General features: G+C 53.2%; 21 protein-coding genes. 4 read left to right on the top strand and 17 right to left on the bottom strand.

Features of this window, described 5'->3' with window-relative positions:
* Nucleotides 1-102: 102 nt before the first annotated feature.
* The 4 genes from J4772_RS13805 (at nucleotide 103) to J4772_RS13790 (ending at nucleotide 3,402) form a co-directional block, all read left to right on the top strand.
* Nucleotides 103-1,299, top strand: a complete 1,197-nt coding sequence (locus J4772_RS13805; protein ID WP_371822899.1) for an IS110 family RNA-guided transposase — start codon at nucleotides 103-105, stop codon at nucleotides 1,297-1,299.
* A 158-nt stretch (nucleotides 1,300-1,457) separates the two neighbouring features.
* Nucleotides 1,458-1,784 (top strand): hypothetical protein, encoded by a 327-nt coding sequence (locus tag J4772_RS13800; RefSeq protein ID WP_209075654.1) that lies wholly within the window; start codon nucleotides 1,458-1,460, stop codon nucleotides 1,782-1,784.
* A gap of 10 nt (nucleotides 1,785-1,794) precedes the next feature.
* Entirely contained in the window at nucleotides 1,795-2,283 is a 489-nt protein-coding gene (locus J4772_RS13795) for a hypothetical protein (RefSeq protein ID WP_209075653.1), read from the top strand.
* 267 nt (nucleotides 2,284-2,550) lie between these two features.
* A complete protein-coding gene (locus J4772_RS13790; RefSeq protein ID WP_209075652.1) occupies nucleotides 2,551-3,402 on the top strand; it encodes a nucleotidyltransferase domain-containing protein in 852 nt (283 codons plus the stop codon).
* A 151-nt stretch (nucleotides 3,403-3,553) separates the two neighbouring features.
* On the opposite strand, the gene J4772_RS13785 is transcribed toward J4772_RS13790, so the two are convergent.
* The 17 genes from J4772_RS13785 to J4772_RS13705 all read right to left on the bottom strand — a co-directional run bounded on the left by J4772_RS13785 (nucleotide 3,554) and on the right by J4772_RS13705 (nucleotide 26,886).
* The gene (locus J4772_RS13785; protein ID WP_209075651.1) at nucleotides 3,554-5,434 is read right to left on the bottom strand and encodes a glucosidase family protein; all 1,881 of its coding nucleotides are present in this window, start codon (nucleotides 5,432-5,434) and stop codon (nucleotides 3,554-3,556) included.
* 150 nt (nucleotides 5,435-5,584) lie between these two features.
* Complete coding sequence (locus J4772_RS13780) at nucleotides 5,585-11,527, bottom strand: heparinase II/III family protein (protein WP_209075650.1); 5,943 nt, start codon at nucleotides 11,525-11,527, stop codon at nucleotides 5,585-5,587.
* A 164-nt stretch (nucleotides 11,528-11,691) separates the two neighbouring features.
* On the bottom strand, nucleotides 11,692-13,353 hold the full coding sequence (locus J4772_RS13775) for a response regulator (protein ID WP_209075649.1): 1,662 nt from the start codon (nucleotides 13,351-13,353) through the stop codon (nucleotides 11,692-11,694).
* Between the two features lie 44 nt (nucleotides 13,354-13,397).
* Nucleotides 13,398-15,215 (bottom strand): cache domain-containing sensor histidine kinase, encoded by a 1,818-nt coding sequence (locus J4772_RS13770; protein ID WP_209075648.1) that lies wholly within the window; start codon nucleotides 15,213-15,215, stop codon nucleotides 13,398-13,400.
* Nucleotides 15,216-15,313: 98 nt separating this feature from the next.
* The gene (locus J4772_RS13765; RefSeq protein ID WP_209075647.1) at nucleotides 15,314-16,510 is read right to left on the bottom strand and encodes a glycoside hydrolase family 88 protein; all 1,197 of its coding nucleotides are present in this window, start codon (nucleotides 16,508-16,510) and stop codon (nucleotides 15,314-15,316) included.
* A gap of 52 nt (nucleotides 16,511-16,562) precedes the next feature.
* On the bottom strand, nucleotides 16,563-18,002 hold the full coding sequence (locus tag J4772_RS13760) for an ABC transporter substrate-binding protein (protein WP_209075646.1): 1,440 nt from the start codon (nucleotides 18,000-18,002) through the stop codon (nucleotides 16,563-16,565).
* Between the two features lie 97 nt (nucleotides 18,003-18,099).
* The gene (locus tag J4772_RS13755) at nucleotides 18,100-18,960 is read right to left on the bottom strand and encodes a carbohydrate ABC transporter permease (RefSeq protein ID WP_209075645.1); all 861 of its coding nucleotides are present in this window, start codon (nucleotides 18,958-18,960) and stop codon (nucleotides 18,100-18,102) included.
* Between the two features lie 15 nt (nucleotides 18,961-18,975).
* On the bottom strand, nucleotides 18,976-19,887 hold the full coding sequence (locus tag J4772_RS13750; RefSeq protein ID WP_209075644.1) for a carbohydrate ABC transporter permease: 912 nt from the start codon (nucleotides 19,885-19,887) through the stop codon (nucleotides 18,976-18,978).
* A gap of 434 nt (nucleotides 19,888-20,321) precedes the next feature.
* The gene (locus J4772_RS13745) at nucleotides 20,322-20,816 is read right to left on the bottom strand and encodes a uroporphyrinogen-III synthase (protein WP_209075643.1); all 495 of its coding nucleotides are present in this window, start codon (nucleotides 20,814-20,816) and stop codon (nucleotides 20,322-20,324) included.
* On the bottom strand, nucleotides 20,774-20,980 hold the full coding sequence (locus J4772_RS13740; protein WP_209075642.1) for a hypothetical protein: 207 nt from the start codon (nucleotides 20,978-20,980) through the stop codon (nucleotides 20,774-20,776). Before J4772_RS13740 ends, J4772_RS13745 begins: the two co-directional genes overlap by 43 nt.
* A gap of 533 nt (nucleotides 20,981-21,513) precedes the next feature.
* Entirely contained in the window at nucleotides 21,514-22,416 is a 903-nt protein-coding gene (locus J4772_RS13735) for an EamA family transporter (protein ID WP_209075641.1), read from the bottom strand.
* Nucleotides 22,417-22,594: 178 nt separating this feature from the next.
* Nucleotides 22,595-23,278: a GntR family transcriptional regulator gene (locus J4772_RS13730; protein WP_209075640.1), complete on the bottom strand. Its 684-nt coding sequence runs from the start codon at nucleotides 23,276-23,278 to the stop codon at nucleotides 22,595-22,597.
* 176 nt (nucleotides 23,279-23,454) lie between these two features.
* Nucleotides 23,455-24,045, bottom strand: a complete 591-nt coding sequence (locus J4772_RS13725) for a DJ-1/PfpI family protein (RefSeq protein ID WP_371822858.1) — start codon at nucleotides 24,043-24,045, stop codon at nucleotides 23,455-23,457.
* Between the two features lie 819 nt (nucleotides 24,046-24,864).
* Nucleotides 24,865-25,575 (bottom strand): DUF421 domain-containing protein, encoded by a 711-nt coding sequence (locus tag J4772_RS13720; RefSeq protein ID WP_209075638.1) that lies wholly within the window; start codon nucleotides 25,573-25,575, stop codon nucleotides 24,865-24,867.
* Between the two features lie 174 nt (nucleotides 25,576-25,749).
* Complete coding sequence (gene mnhG / locus J4772_RS13715; protein WP_209077142.1) at nucleotides 25,750-26,133, bottom strand: monovalent cation/H(+) antiporter subunit G; 384 nt, start codon at nucleotides 26,131-26,133, stop codon at nucleotides 25,750-25,752.
* Entirely contained in the window at nucleotides 26,117-26,410 is a 294-nt protein-coding gene (locus tag J4772_RS13710) for a Na(+)/H(+) antiporter subunit F1 (RefSeq protein ID WP_209075637.1), read from the bottom strand. The genes mnhG and J4772_RS13710 overlap by 17 nt, the downstream gene beginning before the upstream one ends.
* The gene (locus tag J4772_RS13705; RefSeq protein WP_209075636.1) at nucleotides 26,407-26,886 is read right to left on the bottom strand and encodes a Na+/H+ antiporter subunit E; all 480 of its coding nucleotides are present in this window, start codon (nucleotides 26,884-26,886) and stop codon (nucleotides 26,407-26,409) included. Before J4772_RS13705 ends, J4772_RS13710 begins: the two co-directional genes overlap by 4 nt.
* Nucleotides 26,887-26,888 lie beyond the last annotated feature (2 nt).

The raw sequence follows: 26,888 nt of genomic DNA, 5'->3' as shown, positions 1-26,888 counted from the left end.
GAGGGCTTTTGCCCTTGCAGACGGTCGCCCCAAGTCTGGATAGGTTGTCGCACTCTTGCGAGCCGCGAGGCTAACGTTCATAAGCTGAGATTGCCGGCAGGTCTGGGGAGGACGCATACAAAGGAGCGTGGAACTATTTACGACAAACGCAATACGGCGTATGTCGGCATCGACATGCACAAAGAGACACATACCGCCGTCGTTATCGACTGTTGGATGAACGACTTGGGTCATATCACGTTCGAAAACCGCCCAAACGCCTTCGATTCGTTCGTTCTCAAAGTGAAAGCGATGTGCGGCAAGCTTTTGGTTGGACACAAGTATACCGTCAAGACCGTGAACCCGGCGTACACCCATGCCGTTCGGTTAAGCGCCCCGACGGTGCATAAGAACGACGACTATGACGCTTACTGCATCGCCCGTATCTTGCGCGATATGCTGGACAAGCTACCGGACGCTGACCAGCCGGACATCTTCTGGACGATCCGGCAGTTCGTCAAACGCCGGGACTCGCTGTCCAAACGGTATTCCATCCTGCAAAACCAACTGCACGCCCAACTGACGAGCAGCTATTCGAGCTACCGCAAATTTTTCAGCGAGCTTGACGGCAAGGCAGCACTCACCTTCTGGGAGAGCTACCCTTCGCCTAGCAAGCTGTGGGCGGAAACGGCGGAATCGCTGGCTGCGAAGCTGCGGGAAGCAAGCCGCAACGCCTGTTCGACTCGCAAAGCGGAGCAGATACTTGAATTGGTGAAACAGGACGGACACCTAAGCCGCGACTTCCAGACGGAGCGCGATTTCATTACGTCCAACATCGTCAAGGAACTGCGCCATACCGGCGAACAACGGGACGCTGTAGACGACGAACTGCGTAAGTTGCTGCCGCTTACCGGCTACCAATTGGAGACGATGCCCGGCATTAACCTGATTACCGCCGCTCGGCTCACTTCGGAAATCGGGGACATTAACCGCTTCCCGAAAGCCGACAAGCTGGCGCGGTTCTCCGGCGTTGCTCCGGTCTGGTTCAGCACGGCAGGCAAGGGCAAAGAACAGCGGAGCAGGCAGGGCAATCGCGAGCTTCACGGCATCTTCTACTTCCTAGCCGTGCAACTCGTCGTCATATCCAAAGGCGGCAAGGCGCGTCATCCGGTGTTCCGCGACTACTTCGACCGCAAAGTGCAAGAAGGCAAGACGAAGCCGCAAGCGTTGGTGTGCGTGATGCGGCGGGCGGTGAACGTGATCTACGGCATGATGAAGAACAAGACGGCCTATGTTCCCTACGAGAAGCACGAAGACTGAGCGGATGCTGCTATGATAAACTGGTATCAGCCGCTCAAAAAAATGGAAAAACGAAATTCGACCCCCTCGTTTTTCAAAAAGCTTCTGAAACGAGGTCGGGACAGCTTGTTTTTGAAAGGCTTTAAGCAGAGAGTGCGGGGAATTCTGGCTCGCTAAAGATGAACCTACAGTTATTTGGCGAAGGTGAAATGTTCGGGGCGAAAGGGACACAAGTCACCAGCAAAACTGTTTGGAAGGAACAAGGTAGTAAGGCGAGAATCGATGTCGAAAATCCAAATCCAGGACAACGTCCAGGACAAATACACTATCAGGACGCCAACAATAATAAATATTTATTTGATCCTGAAAAAGGGGCCTTCGTTGATTCAAATGGAGCTCTCGCTCCAAAAAAAGTTAATGATATGCTCAATGATTCAACATTTGTGAAAAAACTGAATGTAGGGCTTACTCAGTACTTGGGCGAAGGCGCATATGTTCCTAGGTGAGGTGTGAATATTGATAATCAATAAGAAGATGCAAGAATATCTTGCGGAATTAGATCGCTTACTTCAAGGAGAAACATACTCTATTGAACTACCAGGTTATGAGTACGTCATATTTCCGCAATTTATTGAATGGAATGAGTGTGTACTTTTAGAAAACGATGAGACTGACTCTTTACCCGCAAGCTTCAAGCCAACGACATTCATTCCGGATAGGACAGGTTTTGAAGCTAACCACAATCACGTTCATTTAAATGATCTCATTGAAGTCACCGAGGATCATCCAAATGAGGTATTGAGGATTGCCCTGAAAATCATGAGGTTGTGGGAGGCAGGCTTGTATAAAGAATTTCACAAAACCAAGAAACTTCTTTTGATTCTAACGTTTGACGGGGAGGATGCCGTATTGAGATTTCACGCCATCAGAGAAACAGAACCTCCTTGGTTAAACATCGAAAGCTTAGATTCCTTTCTCGAAGGGGTCTTGCTTGTAGAAATATAAACTTATTAAGGCCTTGAATCTTCAGTGGTAAACAAACCGTGTATGCCCATAAAGCCAACTGCCGAAGCTGCTTGTAGCCTTTCAGCCCGCCGTTGACAGCATTAAAATGGGATACCGCCCCTTAATGAAAGGCGGCGCTCCCGCTCACAGCCCGTCTCAAGCGATTGGAAAGACTAGCAAGCGCCCAGCAGAACGAGTTTATCAACGTGAAAGCCGCTTTGTTTTCTGTCTCCGGGTGAGCCCTGCCTGACAGCGAACCCTAATCACTTGCTCTTTTGGGTCAAAGGGGCGCCTACCGCCCGCAACAATTTCCAGGTCAAGTGTGAACAAATCACTTGGACTAAAATGATGGTTCCGCAGGGACTAACATCCGAGCAGTTTGGCAACGCATCGACCCTGATAAGACAAAGAGTCGGTTCTATAAGTGATGACATTTATGTTCAAGGTAGTAGGGCTGGGGGAACGGCTAGGGTAGACTCTGATATTGATATTGCGGTCCGGGTTTCACCTGAAGAGTTCAATACGTTAATTACCCAACGCTTTAAAACCCCCAACCCAGGCTCTTCTAAAGAAAGAACGATGTTACATGCGATTGACACAGGAAAGATTCAAGCAGGTTTAAGTAGTCTACGAATTCAGTTAGAAAAAGAGCTTGGAATGAAGGTGGATATTTCCATTATAAAAGCAGGTGGAAGCTTTAATAACGGCCCTTCGATTCCATTGTCAAGGCGAGGTGAGGGAATGCTAGACGACAGCATGGATCTATTTTGTAAGGTTTTCGCTGACGCTGAAATGACAAAAGAAACCCTTGTTACTCTTGCTGCAGAAACACTTCACGGAACCATTGAGCGATGGAGTATTCAAACAGAGCAATGTGATATCGGGATAGCAGAAAATGATGAATACGACTCGGTAAAAAAAATAGATAAGCTCGATGGATTCCTATTTTCAAAGTATTATATTGAAATTGAACCTAGTATCGACGGCAACAAGGACGCTTATATTTCTGAAGTAGGGATGCTATTGGAACGTTTGTGGCAAGAAGGCTGTAGTGCGATAGCCTCTTGTGACTTTGAGGAATTGTTGCCGAGAAAAGGCGGGTATAATCCGACCCGGTAAACTAACTGTGAAGCCGCTCCATAGCCGCGCTACAGCCTGCCACAAAAACAGAAGCGCAGCACTGCGAACACGCCCGGAGAGCGGCCCACCCGCCGCCCTCCGGGCGTCTCTTTTTGCACTGTTGTTTCCAACAGCGCAGTAATGATGCTGGCTACAAAGTAGTGGCAACGCCAGAGGCTGAAGCTACGCGTCTGAAATTGAACTCGATAACGCAAAGGTGCGACGCGGTATGCAATAAAGTGTTGGTTTTGACTTTTTTAAGGGGTACTATTTCACAAAACCCGTATTTTATACATATGTCACTAAATCCAATTACGGCCTTGAAGGCATTCTCTTCGTATTCGTAGCTCAGCTGGAATTCATTCTGCTCAAGGAGAACTTTGCCGGTATTCACTAATCGAGGAGAGATTTGCAGGTCTGCCTCGAACGTCTGGCGAATGCCCAGATACTCATGGATCAGAACCCATGAATACACGCACGGATATTCATAATAATGCGCTGCGCCATGCCAATCTTTATCATCGATATAATAAACATAATTCATGTCATAACGCTCGCCCATGACGTAGCCTTCTTTTGCCGCCTGCTCTGCCACGCGCATCAGCTGCCCCAGCAACACTTTGCCGTTTTTCTTCCATGTCCAGTACGCTGCATCCCAGCACCAATAACGACCCGCCGCGCATAAATCGTATGGTCCGCCGTCACCGATCTCAGCATCCGTATAATGGTCGATATGAGCCGCTAGAAAAGTAGGGAAGCGCTGGAATTGATCCATATGCTCATCTACAAGCGCGGTAACGTTCTCTTCTTGTTCCTTCGAAGTGTATCCGAACAGAACCGGCAGGGTATTAGCAAGCAAATGAATATGATCATGCGCCACGCCACTCCGGTCCACCCAATCTACGAAACGCTGATTCGCCTCGTCCCAGTAGCCCATCGGCAGAGGTTTTGCCAGACTGCTTCCAAGAATAGCGGCAACTTTCTTATAGTGTGTTTCCATCTCATCTCGTCTCAATCGATGCTCCAGCTCGGCCAGCAGGTTAAAGGAATGTGCGGCTAGTGCCGTTGCAAATGTCTCACGGCCATCCTTGATAACCTGGTCTTCGTAATAAACATCCGACCAAAGCCTGCCGTACCGGTCCATCTGATCTTCGATGCAGGAAGCGGCACCTTCCAGCGCCTCGATGTGGAGGCGCAGCCAATCCATATCTTTCGTAGCCGCGGCATAGAGCCAAGCCGATTCCAATACTTCTACATTACCCGTAATCAGGAACATAATCGCATTGGTCGAGCCGTCGAGACTGCTGCGGCGAACGTGATATTCCCTGTCCCCGTTTGGCTGGATCGCGCATGGATCGCGCCATAGTCCTTCGGGATCTTCTTTCATCAGCTTGATTTGCAGTTCAATCATCCGGCGGACGACGTCGTAATCCAGCTCATTGCCCCAGCTCATACGCCCTTTGATCTGAAATTCATGATCCACATCGGGATAAGTCCCGCTGTACGTCGAGTGCAGTGTGCTAAGAACATAACCTTCCGTTATCGGATAGTTCAAAGCGCGTGTGCGTTCAATAACCGATGGCAGCATGGTCCCCCAGTAGAGAGAAGCAAGGCTATGCGCCAACTTCTCGCCATGTTCGAACTCTAACTGAAACCTTTTGCCAAAGCTATCGGCTTGAGGACGGCTTTCGTAAGCAAGCAGTTTGCACGTTTCAGCGTTTACCCGGACGATGATCGACTCTTGGTCGTGAGTCAATTGGATCTCCCCATCTGCCTTAATCAGCCAGGAATGGTCGGGGGAGTCCGGATCAGCCGGCAGCACCCATGCGTAACCCGTGCCCGCAATGGCTTTGTTTTCGTTATCCATGGGCAGGATGTACCATTGGTTACTCCGGTCCAGCACAAAAGATGGGCCCACCTTCAGCTCTAATTCGATTGGTCCTTCCTCGTGAGCCCCAAGCTTCCACGATCCTTCCTTCATCTTCTCGCTTATTGCGCGAATCCGCTTCAAGATACCTTTTTCCAATGTCATGTCCATCTCCTTTATTCCTAACGGAATTGCCCAGGGAATCTGCTTTTTCAATAAATTCTTGACTATTAGACGCGTATGGCAACTGAATGGTCTTATACTTCAGAATGGGAAGCCGGAACGTATTGACGCTCGTTCCGGCTTCTTTCCCGTTTAATTGACGATTACCGACATTTCGGCGCTCTCCTTCGTTCCTTGCGCATTGCGGAGCTTGGCCCGGTATACGTATATGCCCGCCAGTCGTTCAGTCAACTCCGTGAACGCGGACTGCGCCTGCGGCGTATTTGCGCTCAACGTCTGCTCATCGATAAGCACGCCGTTCTCGTAGAGCTGGTAGGACGTCGCATTCGTTCCCCACCACATATTCATCTTCACCCTGAAACTTCCGTCCTCGTCCCAATTGTCATGGGAGAGCACGGGTATGCCCGGATCGGCGTCGGTCACGACGACCGAATGCGGATCACACAGCGTCGTGCCGTAACCGTTCGTCAGCTCGCAAGTATAGACGTAAGTGCCGTTCGGACGATCATGGATGGCCGTCAACGCGACTTGCGCGTTCGGAGATCCGTCCGTGAGCGTCGAACTTGCGATCAGTGTGCCGTTCTCGTACAGCTTGTAGCTAGTACCGTTATTGCCCCACCACATGTTCAAGCCGACTGTGTAGTTGCCGTCTTGTAATCCCGTAGCGTGGCCGCTCGTGTCCGACAGCGACGGTTTGCCTGGCGCGCCTGCCGCCAGCGGCGTCGCTGCGGCCAGCGTCTGCGCCCAGCGGACGAGCGCGTCCGCTTGCTCTGCAGACAGGATGCCGCCAGACGCGCCCGCAGCCTCCGCGGCATACGCCTGCAACCCAGCACGGGCCGAATGGCCGTCCTGATCTTCGGCGGCTTCCTTCGCATCGGCCAGCTTCGCTTGCAGAGACTGTTTCAGCGCTTCCGCGCCGGGGGCGCTCGACTCGGCGGTGAACGTACCGGTCAACGATGACAGACTGTCGAAGTCGAATGAAACCGCGTAGGTCGCAGCCGCGTCCGCCGTATGGCCCGCGCGGTCAGCGGCCGACACCCTCGCTTCATGCAGCCCGGAGTCGAGTCTGTATGCCGGTGCATCGACGAGCGGTTCGTCGCACGGCGAATCCGCGATGCCCGACAGCGCGTCCTCCGCTATACAGCCGATCTTGACGTGTTGATCGATCAAATAGGACGACTCGCCTTGAATGACGATCTTCGGCGGAGTGAGGTCGACACTTGCCGTCAGCGTGCGCTCCGGCTCAAAATTGCCGGCCGCGTCCAGGCTGCGGTAGACGACCTGGTGATCGCCTTCCATTAGAACGAATGGCTGTTCATAGAGCGACCAGTCGCCGTTGCCGATCCTGTACTCGGTGTAAAGTACGCCGTTGCCGCCGCCCGTGTCCGCAGCCTCGAGTGATACCGTTACCGGCTCCGTGAACCACCCGGCGGCCCCCGGCGCGGCGGGCGAAGTGACCGCCACTGTCACCGGCGTCGCACTTTCCCGCGGCAAGAGTGGGACGTTAACGAATCCGACGTCGTCGAACGAAGCTCCGCTGTCCATCGAGCCGATCCCGATCCGTCCGCCCTTATGAGCCTTATCGGTTGCCCGGACAAGAACCGCTCCGTCGAGCGTCGCGACAATCGTGCCGCTGACGGCGTCGCGGTCGATCGCGACGGTATGCCAGCCGTTGTCCGAGAGCCGATCGGTTGCATTCGAGCTGGCGATGACGCGGGCCGCGCCGCCGGTCACCTTGTATAGCAGCATATTCAAACCGTCGTCGGACAGCTGCAGGAAGTAATAGTTGCCTTCGTCCCGGTAGTTGAACAGTACGACGGCATTGGCTTGCGGATTCGTCTCCGTGTCGTCGTCCAGCCGAAGCTTGAGCGACAGACGGAAACTGTCCGCTGATTCGCTTTCCAGCAGCGCATATTCGCCCGGCCGTCCGTTAGCCTGCGGCGCATACCCCGTCGAGTCGATTGTGTACACGCCCTCCTGCGCGTCCGCCAGCCAACGGGAGGCGTTGAGAGGCGTCCAGCCCTCGGTGTCTCCGCCCGTGAAATCGCCCAGCATCGCGGTCGCATGAGGGAACATCGACAGCCGAACGTTCCACTTCGCCACATCGTACTGCGCATTGGCCACCCGATTTGTCACAAAGGAGAGCACATCCCCCTTCGCCACCGGCACAATCTCGGATATGGCGTATCCGGTCGTGTCCGTACGCCCGATCGTCTGCCAACCGCTTGCCGGCCATACGTTCTCGCCGTTGCGAAGTACACGCGCCTGCATGCCGTCTCCGCTCGTGTACGCGTTCTGGCTGGCGACTGTCGCCGCCAAATGGACGTAGCCGTCGGCCGGCGCCATCCAACGCTGTACTGCGTCGACGACGGAGCCGGGAATCATGTAGCGGGCCGTCACGATCGGAGACGAGGCCGCATTGCCGGACTGCACCCAGCGCTCGGGCAGCAGCTGCGTTACCCGGAAGTAGTCGAAGTCGGCGTTGCGCACGGTTGTCGAGTTCGTGTTCATCGCATGCAGGCCGATCTTCATGACGTCGGATGGAATCGGAAACTCATAGCCGAGAGCCGTCCATTCCGTACCGTCTCCGCTATATTCCGCCTTCATCGTCAGCCCTCGCTTCGTCAGGCGCAGATAGATCTCGGAGCCGACGTGCGGGTCGGCGACGTACGCATCGGTACTTCGGTAGATCCTATCGGGCGTCGTCTGGAATTCCTTGACGAGTCGGATGACCGGACCGCCGAGCGCAGAATTGTACGCGCGGTCGAACTTGAGATAGTAATCGTCATTCAAATAGACGAGTAGCCCTGCCGCCTGATGATTGTGCGTCGCCTCAAAGGCGACCTTGGTCTCGACCAGGTAGTCGGGGAAGAACGGCGTCTGCAGAATCAAGTTCTTCTGATTGTTGCTCTCCCCCCACAAATCGCCATTCTGCGCCTTGATGCGCAGCTTGCCGGGAACCTCGGTCACGGTCCAGTAAGACCGGTCTTGGTGCAAAATATGGTGCCAATGCCCCTTCATCTGCAGCGTATCGAATTCGTCCGTGCCAAAATTATATCCGCCCTGGCCTGCCGGCAGCCATTGCAGCGGCTGGGGCGTCGAAGTTGCGGACGTGTATTGCCAGCCGCCCGCTCCCGAATGGCCGCTGAAGTCTCTCCCCAGCTCATAGTCGAAGGAGGCCGACCGAACCGCGTACACGTAGCCGTCCGCCGATGCGAACGGAATCGGTACGCCGTTCAGCGTCACGCTCGACGCTCCCAGCGCACGGATGGCTATGGCCGCTTCCGGATCGTCGGACGGCGTCAGCCGTTCGCCCGACAGATGCAGTGTGCCGTCTTCCCACCTTGCCGCTATACTCTCAACAGGCTCGTTCGATCGCACGATCGGCTCCCCATCTTCGAGCAATGTCTTGCCTGCAACCAACGACACGGCGGCGATCGCATCCGACGCATCCCGCTCCACATAGACAAGCTTTCCGTCGAAGGAATAATTGCCGAACGCCCTCGTCCGGTCGGGCGTCCGGTCCCGCGAAATATAATAGGATGCGGTGCGTCCTCCGTCGCCCAGTTCGATATCCATCGCGGTCGCGAGCGGATCGGCGGGCGACACGGCCAGCGCCGTCGCTTCCACGTCGCGCGTCACGCCGGGCGCCGTTGGATACAGCACCGTATCGAACGTCACGGGGCTCGCCGATGTCCGCGAGTATTTCGCAAACTTTGTATTCGGAGCCGATGTCGCGCCGTACCAGCCGTCCTTCAGCTCCGCCCCGCTCAACTCTGCCGGATTCGAAGGAACGATCCGGATATTCGTGCCGCCGGCAAAGTTCGTGTTGACCGTCTTTGTGACGGGGTCCATCGTCGGATTGGCGCCAGGCAGCGTATGCCAGTTTTGCTCGTAGACGTGCGTGCCCGGCGCGAGCAGGCTTGAGACTCGGTCTGATACGATCCAGTAGTTCGGCTTGACGAACAACACCGACCGCGTATGCTCGAACCCGGGTGTCGAGTACGACGTCCCTTCACTGAAGTCGAATTCGGCGTTGGAGACGAACCGGTCGATCGTATCCTCGTTGACCGAAGCCGTATTGTGGTGCTTCGCCTGGAGCCGATCGCCGATAGAGATCGTATTATGCGATTCTGCAGAGTCGAATTGCCAGCGCGACACCGGATTCGAGAACAGGTAATCGTTCACTCCGGTGTCCGTGAGCAGCACTTGGCCATACGCGTAAGCGATGACGGCGTTCTGGTCCATATGGCCGTGCGGTCCCGCGCTGTTTGTGAACAACAGGTAGCGGTCGTCTTCCTCCCAGCCTGTCCGCATCGTTACCTGCTTCGTATCCGGATAGTGGCTGCTCGTATGCCCGGGCTCGCTTCCTGCGGCGCCAAGCGTGGAGAAGTACAACAGCTCCTCGTCGCCGAATGCCTCCGCGATCTGGCGGAACGTATCGAGCGAGCGGGCATACGCTCCGTCTCCATATACCGGGCTATAGCCGTTCGGTAAAGTGAAATCCATCATAAAGCGAGCCAGCTTCAGCGTATTGGTGGCGAAAGACTCCGTCATCTCGTCCCCGTACAGGTCGCCGAGCCGTTTGAAGTCCCAGAACACCTGCATCGCGACGAGTGAATAATTGTAGGAGGCTTCCGAATATCCGCCGTCCAGATGCAGCAGCGCAGCCATCTGCCGGTCGATCCGTCTCTTCTGCGTGTCGATCCAGACAGACGATTCCGTAAACTCGGGAAAATACAGCGCCCCGGCGTATACTCCTTTTGCCTCGATCAGAGACCAGTTGAAGCCGCCTTGGGCCAGCGGATCGAAATTCAGCCAGTGGAGGGATTGCCACATGTTCTTAAGCAGCTCGGTCATCGCCTCCGGCGTAAGCGCTTCGGAGGGATACAGATGCTCCAGAATCCGGGGCACGACATACGGTCGGAAAGAGACGTCGATGCTGCGTCGATGTTGCCCCGTAGTCGGCGCCAGATAAGCGTTCGGCTGGGCGATGAAATCGGACAGCAGCCGGACCGTATGCTCCGCGTACTTCTCGTCCCCGGTTGCGGCGTATGCACCTACAATCGCGCCGAAGAACGGGAATCGGGAAATGATCCACAAGTACTCGTTATAAGCGCCCCGCGGATTGACCCAGTCCGGCCCTCCCGGCAAACCTTCATAAGAGAAAATTTCCGAGCTTGCATTGCTCCATGTGAGCGTAGACTCGGCATAACCGAACGTATTGCGCAAGAGCAGGATGTCCATGCCGCCCGAACCCGGGGAAGCCTGTCCATACAGACGCAGGGCGGCGGATACGATCGGCCCGCTCAACGTGTCCGGCAAACGGAACGACAGGTAGGCGCGGCGCGAGGCGTCGTCGATCGGCGCTCCTGCGGCGATGCCGCTGTCCTGTACGTATAGCGTCGGAGCGGAACCGTACGCTTGCCCTTCGTATGAGGAACCGGCGCGGATATAAGTATCCTGGTAGGCAGGGACAACGACCGTCGGACCCCCGCCAGTCTCGATCTCCAGTACGGGCGCGTGCAGGCCTTCCTTACTATGGAACTCCGCCAGCGCCGAATCTCTCTTGTGGCGGCCCATCAGCAAGTAACCGATGTCCTTCTGTCCCGATCCAAGCGTGGCGCGAACCGCGTTCGTCACGTCGACCTCATAAGCGCCTGTCGTTTCACCGACTGTGAATTCGGCTTCGGGCGTCACGTTCCCCCCCGACCGCCAGATGATGTTGTCCGAGATCAGATCGGCGTGATAAGTGCCGTCGGCAAGGAGCGGGAATGCCGAGAACCCTTCGCGGTTTCGGTAATAGTCCAGCAAACGTTCCTTAGCCAGAGCGTAGTCGCCCAGCTTCACTGCAGATTCGACCGGCGCCAGATTCGGACTGTATGCGTAGTTCAGCTTACCTTCAGTTGTCCATACGGACATTGCCCCATCCCATTCACCGAACAGCTCGGCATCGGTCAGATGTCCGGTTGCGTCGACTGCCTGCGCCGTCCCGGCAGGACCGAGCGCAACCGATACCAGAATGGCCATACCTGCAACCGACTTGATGACGAACTTGCATAGTTTACGAAACATGTCTTGTCACATCCCTTCAAGTATTGATAGCGCTTACAATGTTTAATCACCTCCATCCAGTTCCCATCTTAAAGAATGGCGGCGATTTCGTAAATGAGGTCCGATTCTCATTTGGTAGGACGGCATTCGGATTTTGACCGGAATGCGAACGCGCGCCGACAGAGTCAGCGCGCGTTGCGGTAGTCGGACAGGTTCATGCCCGTATGCTTCTTGAACAGCTTGTTGAAGTACCGGCTGTCCGCGTATCCCACGCGGTGTGCCACCTCGTATACCTTGATGCCTTGTTCGCCCAGCAGCTCCTTGGCCTTCTCGATACGCAGCTGCGTCAAGTAGTCGCTGATGTTGCGGCCGGTATGTTCCTTGAACAGACTGCAAATATAGTTCGGCGACAAGTACACGAGCTCGGACAGCTTGCGGAGACTAAGCGGTTCATTGTAATGCTCGCGCAAGTATTCGACGGTCGTCTCGAACCATTGTTGGGGCCGAGGCTCTGACCGATCGCGGCATTGGCGGACCAACGCGATCTGCTCCAGCAGTATCCCCTTCAATTCCCGCTTCAGCTCCGGCAGCGAGGAACAGTGCCTCAGCTTGATCCAGAGCTCGTAATCCGCGCCGAAAACGACTGGCGACGAGTAAGGCAACGCCGCCAGTTCCGGCGCCATTACGCCGAGCAGTCGCATGGAGACGGCAAGCGCATAGGAGGTGTCCTTGCGATTGGCCGCAATGGCCAGCAGCCGGTCGAGACGCTCGTCCAGTCCGGCATCATCTGCGGACTTCACGGCGAATACGAGCTCGCGCTCGGCTTCTTCGGCGTCGTTGCCGGGCAACCAGACCTCGATCGAGTCGGCCGAATCCGCATTCGATCCCGCACCCTCCAACGCGATTTCACTGTATGCCATCACTTGTCCTGCGCCGAGTATCGCCTTGTACCGCAACGCTTCGATCGCGGCGCGCAACGACCCGCCGACGCCGCGCAACCCGTCGACGGCCGTCCCAATCCCGATCGTGGAGCCGAACCCGAGCTGACGCTCCATCGTCGCTTGCAGTTCCTTGCACAATCGGATCATGGCTTCCTGCTCGGGCTCCCCGTTCTCTTCTCCTTCGGCGATGGAAGCGATCAAGCCGATTGTGCCTGCCCCGTAAGCGAAGGCCGCACCCCGCTCGCCGACCGATGCTGCCAGCGTCTCCACCGCCTGCAGCCGCAGCAGAGGCTCGATGGCATCGACATCGTCCTCCGAAGCCGGTTCCAGGCGATCCGGCTCGACCGCAGCCGTCCAGTAACGGCCGTCAGGTCGAAGTCCCAGCCGCAGCAATTCGATCCGTTCCGCCAGCGCGCGGCCGTCGGACCATCGTCCGAGAGACAGCTCCTGTAAGAACCGCTCCCGGAGCAAGGGCAGACTCGCCTCGAACTGATCCCGCTGCCTCTTCGCCTGTTCCCGATCCTCGCGCTCCCTGCGAATCGCCTCGCAAAGCTCGAGCACCAGCGCCACTAGACTGTCCGGCATGACCGGCTTGAGCAGATAATCGGCGGCGCCTAGCCGAAGCGCTTCCTGCGCAAAGCCGAAATCTTCATAGCCGCTGAGGATAACGATTTTCGCTTCGTCGCCCGATTCTCTGATGTTGCGAGTCAGCTCTAGCCCGTTTCTTCCCGGCATGCGGATGTCGGTGATGACGATGTCAGGACCGTGCTCTACGAACGCCTGCCACGCGTGATCGCCATCGACGGCCACCCCGACGACTTCGACGCCATATTCCCGCCAATCGACGATACGCCGGATACCTTCGCGAATCATTTTCTCGTCGTCCGCGATCAACAGCTTGATCATTATGATCTCTCCTGACATCTGGATCTCTGAGTGTCAGCACTCCGTTACACCGCCGTCTGACCGGGGGTAAGGGTAGCCAGTGTGACGCGCACGGTCGTTCCGCCGACGGTCTGTCCGGCGGATTCGAAGCGTATGCCGTACGACTCCCCGTAATACAGTCGGATCCGCTCATTCACATTGCGCAGGCCATAGCCGCTTCCCGAGCCCATGATCCGTAATGCCGGGCTCTTCTCCTCCGTTTCGTCTTCCGTCGGAGAGGCCGCATCGGTCGCCAGCATCCCGTTCAAGAACGCCGCGTCACAGCCTCTGCCGTTGTCCATGACGGCCAATTCGATTGCGTGACCTTTCCGCCGCGCGCAAACGACGATTTTGCCCGGAACCGACAAATCCTTGAAGCCGTGAAGAATGGCATTCTCGACCAAAGGCTGCAAGATCAGCTTCAATATCGTTTCCGACTCCAAGCCGGGATCGATATCGATTTCTAGGTCGAAATCGTTGTCGAACCGAATCTTCTGAATGGCAACATAGCATCGGACGTGCTCGATCTCGTGACCGATCGTCGTCAACTCGTTGTCCTTGTTCAGACTTAGTCTAAACAGCCGGGCCAGCGCCGTCACCATGGCGCTAATATCCGTCGCCTTGTAGCGTGTAGCCGCCATCCAATTAATCGCGTCGAGCGTGTTGTATAGAAAATGTGGATTAATCTGATGCTGTAGTGCCTTCAGCTCTGCCGATCGCATCCGGGCGTTCGTCCGGCCGATCGTCTCGACGTATTCCTTCAGCTCGGCCGACATGCGGTTGAAATGCACGTATAGCTGGGAGATCTCATCCTTCCGGCGTTCATCGAGCCTTAATTGTGTGCCAAGATCGCCGCCCTCGATCCGGCGCATCGCCTTGATCAAGTTGCCGATGCGCTTCGCGAACCACCCGGAGGTGTAAGCCGAATAGGCGATCGCGAGCCCGAATCCGACCAGCGCTGCGGTAATCGCGGCGACACGGATGCTTTCGATCCGGCTCGTCAGTTCTTTTGTGTGCACGAAGCCAATGAGCTTCCAGTCCGTTCCCTCTATCGTCTGGTGGACGAACAGATACGGACTTCCGTCGATCGAGATGCGAAAGTTCCCCTGGGCACTCTCCAAGACGCGTTTGAAGTAAGGCTTCCCGGACAAATCGCTCCCGATCAGCGAAGGGTTGTGATGGGAGACGACATGGCCCGTACTGTCGGCGATGAACAGGAATCCTGTTCTGCCGATCTTCACGTCCTTTAGAATGTCCCATATGTTGCGCTCCGGCATGCTGACCGCGATCGCGCCGAGCTCGCGTTCATCCGACATCCCCTTCAGTACTCGGAATAGCGTCAGCTCGTGAGCGGCTCCGGAAGGAATAGCCTGTCCGGCAGACCAGTTCATCCCATTGCGGGCGGCCGCGGCGGCGGCAAAGTCCGGTAGCGCCTCCAGTGCGCCGATCGGCCGCAGCTCGGGGATCTCGAAGCCAGGGGGGACGAGCTCATCGAATCGATAGTATAGACGTACCTTATACAGCTTCTGATAGTTGGTCACGCTCGACAGTAGCGATTGCAGATTCCGGACTTCTTCCGGAAGCTCCGTCCCGTCGATCGGCGATTGGCGACCCATCAGTCGCTGCACGGTCGGATGAATGTATACGGCCGTCGACAGTTCGACCACCTGGCGGATGTGCGTCTGAAGGTTCAAGTTCACCTGACGTATCGTTGTATTGACCGAGCTGCTGACCTCCGACTCGATGGCGGCGCTTACTCTCCAATACGAGAACAGTCCGATGAACAGCGATGGGATGAGAATCGCAATCAGGAACGATAGCAGCAACCGGATAAATAGCGGCATCTTTCACCTCGGCATCTTCTTGATGGCTCTCATTGTAGGCTCATCGTTGTCCTATGGCAATCGCAAATTCGTCGACAATACCGGTTGCAGGATAAGCGTCAGAACCCGCCGTTCGTCGACGTCCACATGTTCGGCCGCTCCCCGCAAGCCAGCAGCAAAGCTTCCATGTAGAAGTAGTCGCCCCAGATCGCGTTAAGCTCGTATTCGACGCCGCTGACCCGGCCGAAAACGCCGTTCAGCATTGCCTCCGATTCGTCGCCGCGTGCCGTGGAATAGCCGAGTCGCAGCGCCTCCAGCATCCGTATCGCGCAAGCGCGGTAGCGATCTCCCCCATTTCCCGATTCCCGCAAAGCCGCGTGCAGCTCGAACATTCCACACGCCGCGATCGCCGCCGCCGACGAATCCCGGAGTGACGCAGACCCGGTCGGAAGCCGGAAATCCCAAGATGGGATGCCGTCTTCCGGCAGCTCATCCAGCCAGTAGTCGGCGAGCCGCCGAGCCGCTTCCATGTACAAGCGGTCGCCCGTCTGCGCATAGGCCAACACGAAGCCGTAGATGCCCCACGCTTGTCCACGAGACCAGCACGATTCGTCGTCATATCCGCCTTCGTTGAAGCCTCCGATCGGTTCGCCTTTGTCTGGTTCAAAATCGAATGTATGATGCGTCGAGCCGTCAGCACGAATCTGATACCTGGCCGCGTTGCGGACATGCCGTTCGGCCGCCGCAGCGTATGCCGGATTGAGGGTCAGCGCCGTTGCCGAGTGAAGAAGCGGCAAATTGAGCAGGCAATCGATAATCATTTTCCCGGCCCGTTCCGGGTCGTCCAGTCTCCCCCAAGCGCGAATGAAGCCGCCGCGTGGGTTAAACCGCTTCAGCAGCTCGTCGGCCGCCCGCACGACCTGGTCCCGTGCACGCTTGTCTCCGGTCGACCTATACAGCGGAACCGCGTATAATTGGAATAAAAAACCGGTATCGTGATCGAGCCATCCTTCGTTCAGCCGCTTGTCGTACACGGGCAAGTAGTCAAGCAAATAATCGATATATTTTCGCTCGCCAGTTATCCGTGCAGCGAGATACACCATGCCGGTCCAGAACGAACCGGTCCAGCTGCCTTCCACGGTCAATTGCTCCGAATAGCGCCCGTTCCACGCCAGATGGGGAAACTCCGTCCCATAGATCGGCATAAGCCGATCGATTCGGTGTACGATTGCCTCCAATTCCTTTCGCCACGCGATTTCCGTCTCGCCCATAAATCGATCCTTTCCGACGGTTCCACCGTCTGTTCTTGTTCGCACGGCGAAGCCCGCCGACCGTAACGGCCAGCGGACCTTCGTCGTGAGCAACGCGTTATTTCAATGCAAGCGGATCCAGGCCGGGCATCATAAATTCTTCCCGCTTGAAAGCGCCTTGGGAGATGCTGAGCTCAAATGCTTCATTGTATCGCTTGTTCAAGTCCGCGATCGCGTCGTCGACGGACAGTTGTCCGTTGATGACTTGAATGAACACATTTTGCACCGGATCGCCCTGCAGTTTCAAGCCTGGAGGGAACGGCGGCCAGACAGCGTCGCTCGGCGTCGGTTGAAATGCTTCGAGCATCGGGATGTCGGCTTTGTAAGCAGGATTGTCGGCCACTTCCTTCACGAGTGACAATCCGCCCGCTACCTTGACGATCTCGCCCATAAACTCCGGGGAGTAGATGAATTCCAGCGCCTTCCATGCCTTTTCCTTGTCCTTCGCGACAGCCGACATCATGTAGCCGGAGCCGATGGACAGATTGGGCTTGCCCTTGGCCGTACCGTCGATCGTCGGGAAATCGGCCACGCCGACTTCGAACTTCAGATCCATCGAAGCATAAATTCCTGGATCCCATGAAGCGCCGCCAATCATGCCGATTGCCCCCTCGGCGAATTTCGCCCGGCCTTGATCGCCGTTGACGAGGAGCGCGCCTTCAAGCATGCTGCCGTTCTTGTGCATATCGGTGAACAGCTGGAGCAACGGAGCGAATCCCGTGAAATCGAACTTGCCTTGCTTATGATCGAACCCGCGCGCCGAGCCGATCGCGTTATAGCCCATACTGTTAAGCAGCGAGATATCGATGTTGTAGCCGTCGGCCATTGGCAGGCCGTAGCCGGCCGCCCCTGTCGCTTCCTTAATCTTCTTCGCATAATCTTCCAGTTCGGCGAAAGTCGTCGGCGGCTTCTCTGGATCGAGTCCCGCTTGCTTGAACAAGTCTTTGTTGTACAACAGACGAATCGTCGTCGCCACATCCGGCAGAGTGTAGATTTGGCCGCCGATAACGTTGTTGTTGCCTACCCATACGCCATCCCGCAATTGCGCCTTAAATTCATCCGTAATATAAGCGTTTAGCGGCTCGGCCCATTTGTTGTCCGCCCACTTGCGCGTACCAGAAGGTCCGGCAATCGTGAAGATGTCCGGTCCTTCGCCGCTCGTGAAGGCGAGACTGAGCACGTCGTTGTATTTATCTGCCACGACATTCAGCTCGATTTCGATGCCGTCCGTATTGGAAGCGTTATAAGCGGCGATGAGTTCGGTCATCTTGTCCTTCAGATTGTTCTGATGGGCCCAGAATTTAATCTTTGTCTTCGGTCCCGCGCTCTTTGGCGGCGATTGATTCAGTTCCTCGTTGCCGGACGAAGTCGGACTGACCGACGGACTCGTCGTTCCGTTGTTGCTGTTGTTGCCCCCCGAGCATGCCGCCAACACGAGCGTTAGCGTCAGCATGACTGCCGCGAGCGATGACCATCCTTTTTTGCGTGTCTTTCTCATGCCTGTTGAGTTCCTCCTTGGTTAATTTCATTATATATGCAGCTCCACGGTACGTACACATACCGAAGGGCAGACATATCGCGCATCAGATAAATCATCAGCCCTTGAGCGCCCCGGCTGTAATGCCGCCGATAAAGAATCGGTTCGCCCACAAGTAGACGATGGCGATCGGGATAATCGACATGCACGTACCGGCAATCAGCAGATCCCATTGCGTTCCGCCCTGGGGTCCGGAGACGTAAGCGAGAGAGGTGACGCCAACCGACAGCGGCCGGTTGTCCGGCACGGTGAGAGTCAGTGCCAGCGGCAGCATGTAGCTGTTCCAGGTGCTCTGGAACGTAACCAGAGTCACGACGCCGACGACTGGCGTGATGATGGGAAAGATGACCTTGGCATATACGCCGAACGTGCCGCATCCGTCGATGATCGCCGACTCGTCGAGCTCCTTGGGAATGCCCTTCAGATACCCTATGACCAGGAATGTCGTCAAAATCGAACTGCCGCCAAGCGTCGCCAGGATGAGCCCGAGCAGAGAACGGTGCAATCCGGCCTGTACGACGATAATGAACACGGGGTAGATGGTGACTGCACCGGCGACGAACATCGAGAAGTAGAAGCTGCCCAGCATAAAGCGTTTACCAGGAAACGACTTGCGCTGGAACACGTAGCCCATCATGGTCGCGAATAGTACGGTAAGCATGGTTACAATCCCGGCGTACAGCAAGCTATTGAGTGTATAGCGGGAGAAGTTCGCCGCCTGCCATGCATTGACATAATTTTCGAATGTAAAATCGCGGGGCAGCAGCCTGGTCCCGCCGGCAAGCAGCTCCTGGGTTGTCTTGAACGACGCCATGAACACGTATGCGATCGGGAACAATGCGATAACCGAGGCGGCTGCGACGATCATATACAGTAGCGCGCGAACGGCGACACGGTATAGCTTCGGATTGGCTGTCATTATAGCGGATTCACCTCACTCGTTGTTGGACAGCCGGCGGCTGAGCTTGAAATAGGTTAGCGCCACGATGCTGATAATCAGGAACGCGACAACACTAGCTGAAGCGGCGTAGCCCTGCTGCGCGCGATACCCTTCCATTTCGAAAAAGTAGTTGAAAATGTAAGTAACTATCGTCTCCGAACCATGAAACGGCTGACCGCGCGTCAATACGTTGACCAGGTCGAATATTTTCAACCCGTTTAGTACATGTAACATGATGATGATCTGCAGCATCGGCCCGAGCTGAGGGATTGTGACATAGAACATCTTCTGCCGCTCGTTCGCGCCGTCAATGATAGCCGCTTCATATAGCTCGGCCGGGATCCGCTGCAGTCCTGCGAGCATGAGTGTCATGTTGTAACCCATGCCGTGCCACACCTCGACGAGAATGAGCGTAAGCAACGCAGCTCCAGCCGTCGCGAGCACGTAGATCGGCTTGTCTATCAGACCCGCGGCGATAAGCAACTCGTTGATAATCCCGTTATCCGGCGCCAGCATGATGCGGAAGATGATGCCGACAACCGCGAGACTAATCAATACCGGGAAGTACAGAATCGCGCGGAACGCCACTCTGCCCTTTAACTTCCCGTTCAGAATGACTGCGAACAGCAGCGACAGAGGCATGCCGATCGCCAGCGACCCGAACGTGAGAATCAGCGTATTGACGACGGATTTCCACCACACCTTGTCGGCGATCAGCACGCGGAAGTTCTCTAGGCCGACGAACGTTGCCCGGACGCCGTCGTAATCGTAGAACGAATAGCGCAAAATCCACAATAGCGGGAATAGCACGAATGTCGCGAACAACAAGTAGGGCACTCCGACCATCGCGTAGATGGACACTAGCTCCCTCGTTCTCGCCCGGCGGAACGTCATCGTTTTTCTCATTGGCTGTATCTCCTCCTTCTCTTGCCGCACAGCAAGCTCTAGTTGTCCGTCGACATCTCTAATCGTAATGGAAACGCTTCCGAAGAGAAATGCGGCTGCATTCGAATTTGGTGTCGTAAATTCCGAACGTGAGCGCAGCATCTGAGAAGCGATACCGTCATGAAACACAAGACCGGGTCGCCGAGTGCCGAGTATACGGTACACTTGAAAGATCCACCTTCCGCCGAAGAAGGTAGAAATCGCCGACAACGAGAACGGGCCGTACATGGGGAAGCCCCTGTACGGCCCGTTTTTGTGTATGATCGGTGTCGCAATATTTGAGTATCATCTTAAAAAATATCATGTTTAATTTCAAACATTTAGATGTTCCTCCGAGCATCCTATGCATGATTACCGCTCAATTACCACAAGTTGGGACTATCCTGCTCGTTACTTCAACAACAGGAGCAGGCTCTTGGCACCGCCACCGCAAGTACCCGATTGCGGAATTTCTTATTGATATCCAGATAATATCCATGATTTTTGACATATTGGAAAAAGTAACGTACCTGAACAGCGGTTGTAAAACAAACCGCATCCAAATCTTCTCCCAATATTTCCTGACAAAGCCGGAGCGACATCTCCGGTTCAGGAGCCACTTGCTGATAAGGCAGTATAGTTCGAACGATCGCACCCCGTCTTTCAAAAAAAGAAACAAGTTCAGGCATAGGCTTTCCGTGAAGTTGAATTACCACGCCTTGACCAGCAAAAGGATACCTCCACAGTGCCTCAATTAAGCCTATAGTCGTGCCATCTTCATCCATAGCGAGTGGCTGAATGTCATTCTGTTTCAGCAAAGCAGAGGTTTTGTATCCTCTGGCACCAATTTTGGAATCTCTCAAGAGTTCTAGCAGCCGCTCCCGAACTCCAATTCTTTCTGCTTGTTCCAATAAAGCTCCAAGTCCTGTTCCACTTCCTGCTCCTGCAGTACTAGTAGCTCTTGTTGCGGGCGAAAGAGCGCCTCACCGCCATACCGTTCAATAATTTCGCTAAGTTCCCGAATTTTACGGGAACCGGTAACGGCTATCCGTTTTCCTGCCAAATCATTAGCCACCGTGTTCACCCGCTCGCTGCCAATACTTTCCGAAATCTTCACTACGTTTCCGATTCTGGATGAAAGACTCCAGTACCGGACATACTGCTTGAAGCAAACACTCGAAAGGCACAGTATCCCGTAACTTCTCGTTCAAATCCGTTCCCAGAGCGCTGCCACCAAGAGAAATGTAATACTCACCCAGTGTGTATCCGATGAAAGCGATAATGGCGTTATACGGTCACGCACAATCGTTTGAACAAGGTGATATCCTCATGGAACAACCCCAGTTCCTCAAATAACTGTTCGAATCAAGGCGTCAGCTCCGGCAATTGATGAGAACCGAGGATTAGTCTCCCTTTTGCATTGTTTTAGTAATGTCCTCCCGGATATCATCTGCAGCGCACATGGGAGTTATATCCTCGCAACTATCGTTTATAGAGCAACATCCACTGTTAATCCCTAAACAGATCTCGAATACAACCCAAATAAAACTGCACATTCTTAAAGTACACTGTGACGCTAAACAACAACGGCTCATCAAGTAACATCAATTATGTGGCAAGCCTCAGGATCAGAACACCAACCAAGGCAAGCGTTAAACCACTCCCCACTCTAAAACCAAGCGTTTCCTTCAAATAAAAGCGCGCATAGAGGAGCACAATGACGATGTTCATCGAACTGATAGCTGAAACAAGGCCCGTCGTCCCCAAGCGGAAGGCTGACATAAGAAAGATCATCCCGGCAACATTGGAAATCCCGATAAACAAGCCCCATATTAAAGTGTGCTTTTTTGCCCACAATCCGGATGTGGCGCGACCGTACGTTGCAATTCGTAACTTCTCGTCTTCAATGTTGTTACGACTTGATTTCCAATTGTTCCATAAATAAAGACCTGCGAAGCCTACAGCGCCTGTACCATACATCATCGTTAATACAGGCAAGGTTGCGGCTTCTAACAGCGTTGCCTGTTTGGATGACACATCCGTTAGTCCAAAAAAGAACATCGTGAGCAAACCCCATTTCAGCCCTTGCAGCTTGCCCACTTTAAATTCTCTGTCGTAACGAATGACGAGTAGCGAGAAAATTAATATGATGAAACCGCCCATCTGTAGGTTATCGAGCGATTCCCCCCATAAAATATAGGCTGACAGGGCAACTACTAAAGGTGGAAATCCCGTAAGAACCGCAATAATTGAAGCCTTGCCTACCGCATATCCTTTAAACATAGCGGCGTTTGCAATAAAGGAAAATAGCCCCATCAAAACGCCCGGCCAAACTTCGAAACTCCAAGGCTGATTGAAATATAGATTAATCCCTATTGGAATAAGAGCCCCTGACACATAAATTCCAAATAGAAGGATATTTTGATCCACCGGTCGTTGCGAAGTCCACTGATACAGGATTCCTCTTAGGCCAAAGCACAGAGCAGCACATACTGAAAAAACAAACCACACTTCTTATCCCTCCACACCAGCCCATGGCTTACCCATTCGCGCCCTTTAGACTACTTCTTGTCGTCCTCCCATCTTCTGGAGTACCCTTTGTTGATAACCCATATAGACAACCAGGTTATAATGATGATGATTATGACACTACCTATCCAAACAAACGTTTCCATCCAAATATCCCCCTTTATATCTGCAAATGATCTTTTTCTTGCTCCAGCAACAATTGGTATAGTATATTCATCGGCCGATGCCAATTTCGGCTCATCGCTTCGCGCCCGATTACAGGATTTCTAAGATGAAATGAATTGATGATTAGATCATGCTCCAACAATGATTCCGTAAAAATAGGCACATGCTTGAAAAAAATGTATTCTAATCTCTGGACATGCATTTGTAAGTTCACAGACGCATCCGTAATATAAGGATTGTCAGCAATCGTCACAATGACATCATGGAACTCCTTATCAGCTTCCATTGCAGCCTGCGTATTATGTTGAGATACAGCATCATGAAACTCGCGGTTCAGCAAAGACAACGCAGCTATCTGTTCTGCGGTGATCTTCTCAATTGCCACCTCTACCGCCAACGCTTGAATAGCCGCTAACGGACGGTACAGCATAAAAACATCTTCCTTTTTTATTGTAGAGACAACCGTACCTACCCGAGGAAAAGAATCCAAAAACCGTTGCGCTACTAGCACTTGAATAGCTTCTCTGACTGGTGTCCGACTCACATCCAACTCACTTGCAATTTGTTTGTCCAATATTTTTTCTCCCGGAGAATAAATACCTTCAACGATTCTTTGCCTCAGAGTACGAAATACAAGTTCCTTTGCAGACAGCGACGCTGTTTCCCTTTCAGAACCCATTGCTCACCACTCCCCCTTCAGGTATGTGATATATCACATATATTATTATATATCAAATTAACAAGAGTTTTTTATTATTTTATAAAAATATAAGATAATTTTGTTACATTTTATATCCTACTGATATATCACAAAAAGGGGCTGAAGGTGAGATCAATTAGATTTTCATAGAATACTCAATCATCGGCAATAAACGCCTCGTCATAGCCCGCGCGTCGCAGAAGGTGGAATCCCATTTCCATCCCGGACGAAATACCGCCAGCAGTGATAATTCTTCCACTATCCACGACACGAGCCAAACTAATACGGCACGCAGGTGCAATTTCCGTAAGACGATCAATCGGCACCTTGCCCGCCCCGGATGCTTCAAGAGGATCTGGCTCTTTCCGGTTGGTCGCGGTAATCCCATCGAGCAGTCCCATCATCCCGTAAATGCACGAGCCGGTGCAGACGCTTGTGAGCAAGCACGTCTCCGGCAATGAGCGAATGTAACGATGAAGCCGTCCATTGTTTAGTTCCTGACGTGTACCAAATCCGCCAGGGATCAGAAAAGCGTCCATGTCTGGCTCATCCTGGAAACTGTAGTTGGGCAGAACTGTAAAGCCGGCCTGTGTCTGTACGGGCCGCATCGACTCCGCTACGAGAAACGCATCAAGGGCTGGTTCAAGCTGGCGGGCAACGGAAAACACGCTGTAAGGAGCGGCATAATCGATGATTTCCGCATCCTTAAACACATAAACTCCAAGTCTAAAACCTAACTTCTTCACTCGTTCCACTTCCATCTATTGAATTAGACTATTTTGATGCGAATCGATGTGCGATTGCTACGCACAGTATGACTCCAATGTTCACAACAAAGATAAGCCAACCAACGGATTCGTGCAGAACGAGAGCCGAAAGTACAAGGCCCAAGAAAGGCTGAAGGTTCCTGCAGGCTATCGTTTTCTTGTCCGCCATATACATCCCTAAGATTCGTCTTGCGAATAAGAAATAGAGGCTCCACCAACCTCTTAACGAAAATATACGCTAAGCCTTGGATCATTTCGAGCTTTGCGTTTTTGTTGCTCAAAGCTGATCCAGAACGTGTCACCCGGACCAAACGGTTATTCACCAGGGAGAGTGGAACGTCATTTTTACCCTAATATTCGGAACCGATATAGGCAGACGCTCATATACTTTCTAGTTAGGAGGAGACAAACTTGTATCAAGTACCTTCTTGCTGGGGAAATTCATACTATATGCGGGTCGATTTTGTACCTATCTGGAATACAGGATTTCCGCAAACGATGAGCGCGGTCACAACAAAATGTTTAGAGAGATGTATCGGGCTTTAACGGGAAAGGAAATTTATGGCATAAGCAGCGAGCAATATGAGCGAGTGCAATCCTATACAGAAGGTCTACAACGTGCTTTGATGGGGGAGTTGGGTGCAGTGGAGCGATACCGTAACATCTGGTTTGGATTGCGTGCTGGCATCTATAAAGATACAGTATATGGTAGGTATCATTTTGGATGAGCTTAAGCACGCTGCAAAATATAATTATCTGATTACGTTGAATCTTAGGTAGCTGTTTACCAAAAGTCTGCTATTCCACATCAATTGGATGCTGAATATTATCCTTATAATCATCCACATAAAGATGGCCATTACTGCCTTTAACGGCGTAGAATACGTCCTCTAACTTTTTGCCTCGTGCCTTCAGTTGGGAAAGCAGCCATGATTCGGGGATACGGTTGGATTTTAAAGTTTCATTCAAAAGCCGCCCGTCGATTACAAGCTCAATAGGGAACTGTGTGGCATTACCTACACTTAATTGTAGATCCTTTAATGTCACGGCTTGCAGTTCCTTTTTCTTTTGAACAGATAGTTTACCGTTAACCTCAAGGAGAGCGTACTCCACATCTTCTATATTAAAAATCTCTTTCTGGCGAAGCTGTTCGTTCAAAGAATCCATCGTCATATTATTTTTCTTCAAATTGTCTTCCAGAATTAACCCTCCTTCTATGAGAACGGTAGGTGTTCCTTCTGTCCACATCTTAAATTTTCTGAATTTCAAAAAAAGCTTGGATAAAATATATGAAGTAATTGTAAAGACAGACAGGGCTATTAATATGTGGGCAACTTCTATTTTTTCATTAAATGCAAAGTTGGCTGCTATAGCTCCCAATATGACTGCTGTTACGAAATCATGAAAGTTCATGTTAGAGAGGGTTTGCTTTCCTAGCGCTCTCGCAATTACCATTAAGATTATGAATGCTGAAAAACTTCTAATCAAAATAATGAGATGGTCCTTCATGCAAAAACCTCCAAGTTTCAAAACTGCATTGTCAGTATATAGGTTTCCCACCATACTTTAATGATATACCAGTCGAATTTATGCATAAGTGTTTTGGAACCGGCTAAAAAATGTTCGGGGACAGCCTAGCGGCCTATGGCTGTCCTGTTGTCCCCAATTTCGTAAATCTCCGCCTTACTGCCGACCATTCTCTTGAGAAGAAACGCCTTTCTCCTTCTGCAGGAGTGCTTTCCCCCAATCGTCCCTCACGCTTCTTCTCCACAGCTTGACACCGCTGCGGTATGCTGCGCGGCCATTCAAATGCCCCGCAACCGGGGAAGTCAAAAACACGAATAGGATACCTAGCAGCAGCTTCGCGCTGATGTGGCCCTCGAAAAGCGCAAAATACAGAAACGCTCCCGTAAGCACACAAAGCACGCCAAGCGTAGCGCTCTTGGTGGCGGCATGGGATCGTAAATATACGTCGGGCATCCGTACGAGCCCCAATGCGCCAAGCAGGCAAAAGACGACGCCAAAAAGAACGGCCAGCACAACGGCGTATTCAAAGATCGTTGTCAGCGTCTCCACGTTCCATCACCACTCCCCTTTCGATATATCGCGCAAAGGCGGCCGTTCCGATAAAGGTCAAAATACCGATCACCAGAATTAAATCCAGATATACCTGCGTCCGCTGAAGCAAGCTGAATACCGCCACCATCGCCAGCATATGGATTCCGATCGTGTCCAGCGCAGCAATCCGGTCGGCCGGCGATGGACCTTTCAGCAAACGATACAGGCAGGCTGCCATTCCTATAGCAAGAAGAACCAGACTAAGCTGCAGCAAATAAACGATCATGCATGCCTCACCTCCAGTATCGCACGCTCGAAGGAAAGCTTGATCTGCTCTGCAAGTTCATCCGCATCCTCTATGTCCATCGCATGGATAAACAGTGTTCGGCTGTCTCGCGAAATCTCCAGCGTCAACGTCCCGGGGGTCAGGCAGATCAGACAGGCAAGAATTGTAACCTCCCAGTCGGATTGAAGGACCGTTCGAAAGGTGAAGATGCCCGGACGCATGTTGAGCTTGGGAGATACGACGTGCTTTGCGACAGCGAAGCTGGAAACGAACAGTTCCTTCGTAAAGATCAATAGAAGCTTCACGATTGCCCACAATTTTTTGACATACAGCGGTTGATGAAAGAAACGACGGAAAGCGATCAAAATCAACAGTCCCAAGGCAAAGCCGATAATAAAGCCCGCAGCCGTCCAATCGTTGTTCAAAAACATCCAGGTAATGGACAACAACATATTAAGCAGAAGTTGAAAAGCCATTT

This window comes from Cohnella sp. LGH (genome assembly GCF_017671885.1).
Taxonomy (GTDB): Bacteria; Bacillota; Bacilli; order Paenibacillales; family Paenibacillaceae; genus Cohnella; species Cohnella phaseoli.
This window is presented reverse-complemented; position numbering and strand designations above follow the sequence as displayed.

Bases quoted from the DNA above. Each gene is read 5' to 3' on its own strand.
- J4772_RS13730 (WP_209075640.1), bottom strand. From the start codon at position 23,278: ATGGGTTCTGAAAGGGAAACAGCGTCGCTGTCTGCAAAGGAACTTGTA.
- J4772_RS13800 (WP_209075654.1), top strand. From the start codon at position 1,458: ATGAACCTACAGTTATTTGGCGAAGGTGAAATGTTCGGGGCGAAAGGG.
- J4772_RS13775 (WP_209075649.1), bottom strand. From the start codon at position 13,353: ATGATCAAGCTGTTGATCGCGGACGACGAGAAAATGATTCGCGAAGGT.
- J4772_RS13785 (WP_209075651.1), bottom strand. From the start codon at position 5,434: ATGACATTGGAAAAAGGTATCTTGAAGCGGATTCGCGCAATAAGCGAG.
- J4772_RS13760 (WP_209075646.1), bottom strand. From the start codon at position 18,002: ATGAGAAAGACACGCAAAAAAGGATGGTCATCGCTCGCGGCAGTCATG.
- J4772_RS13780 (WP_209075650.1), bottom strand. From the start codon at position 11,527: ATGTTTCGTAAACTATGCAAGTTCGTCATCAAGTCGGTTGCAGGTATG.
- J4772_RS13705 (WP_209075636.1), bottom strand. From the start codon at position 26,886: ATGGCTTTTCAACTTCTGCTTAATATGTTGTTGTCCATTACCTGGATG.
- J4772_RS13710 (WP_209075637.1), bottom strand. From the start codon at position 26,410: ATGATCGTTTATTTGCTGCAGCTTAGTCTGGTTCTTCTTGCTATAGGA.
- J4772_RS13770 (WP_209075648.1), bottom strand. From the start codon at position 15,215: ATGCCGCTATTTATCCGGTTGCTGCTATCGTTCCTGATTGCGATTCTC.
- J4772_RS13720 (WP_209075638.1), bottom strand. From the start codon at position 25,575: ATGAAGGACCATCTCATTATTTTGATTAGAAGTTTTTCAGCATTCATA.
- J4772_RS13755 (WP_209075645.1), bottom strand. From the start codon at position 18,960: ATGACAGCCAATCCGAAGCTATACCGTGTCGCCGTTCGCGCGCTACTG.
- J4772_RS13750 (WP_209075644.1), bottom strand. From the start codon at position 19,887: ATGAGAAAAACGATGACGTTCCGCCGGGCGAGAACGAGGGAGCTAGTG.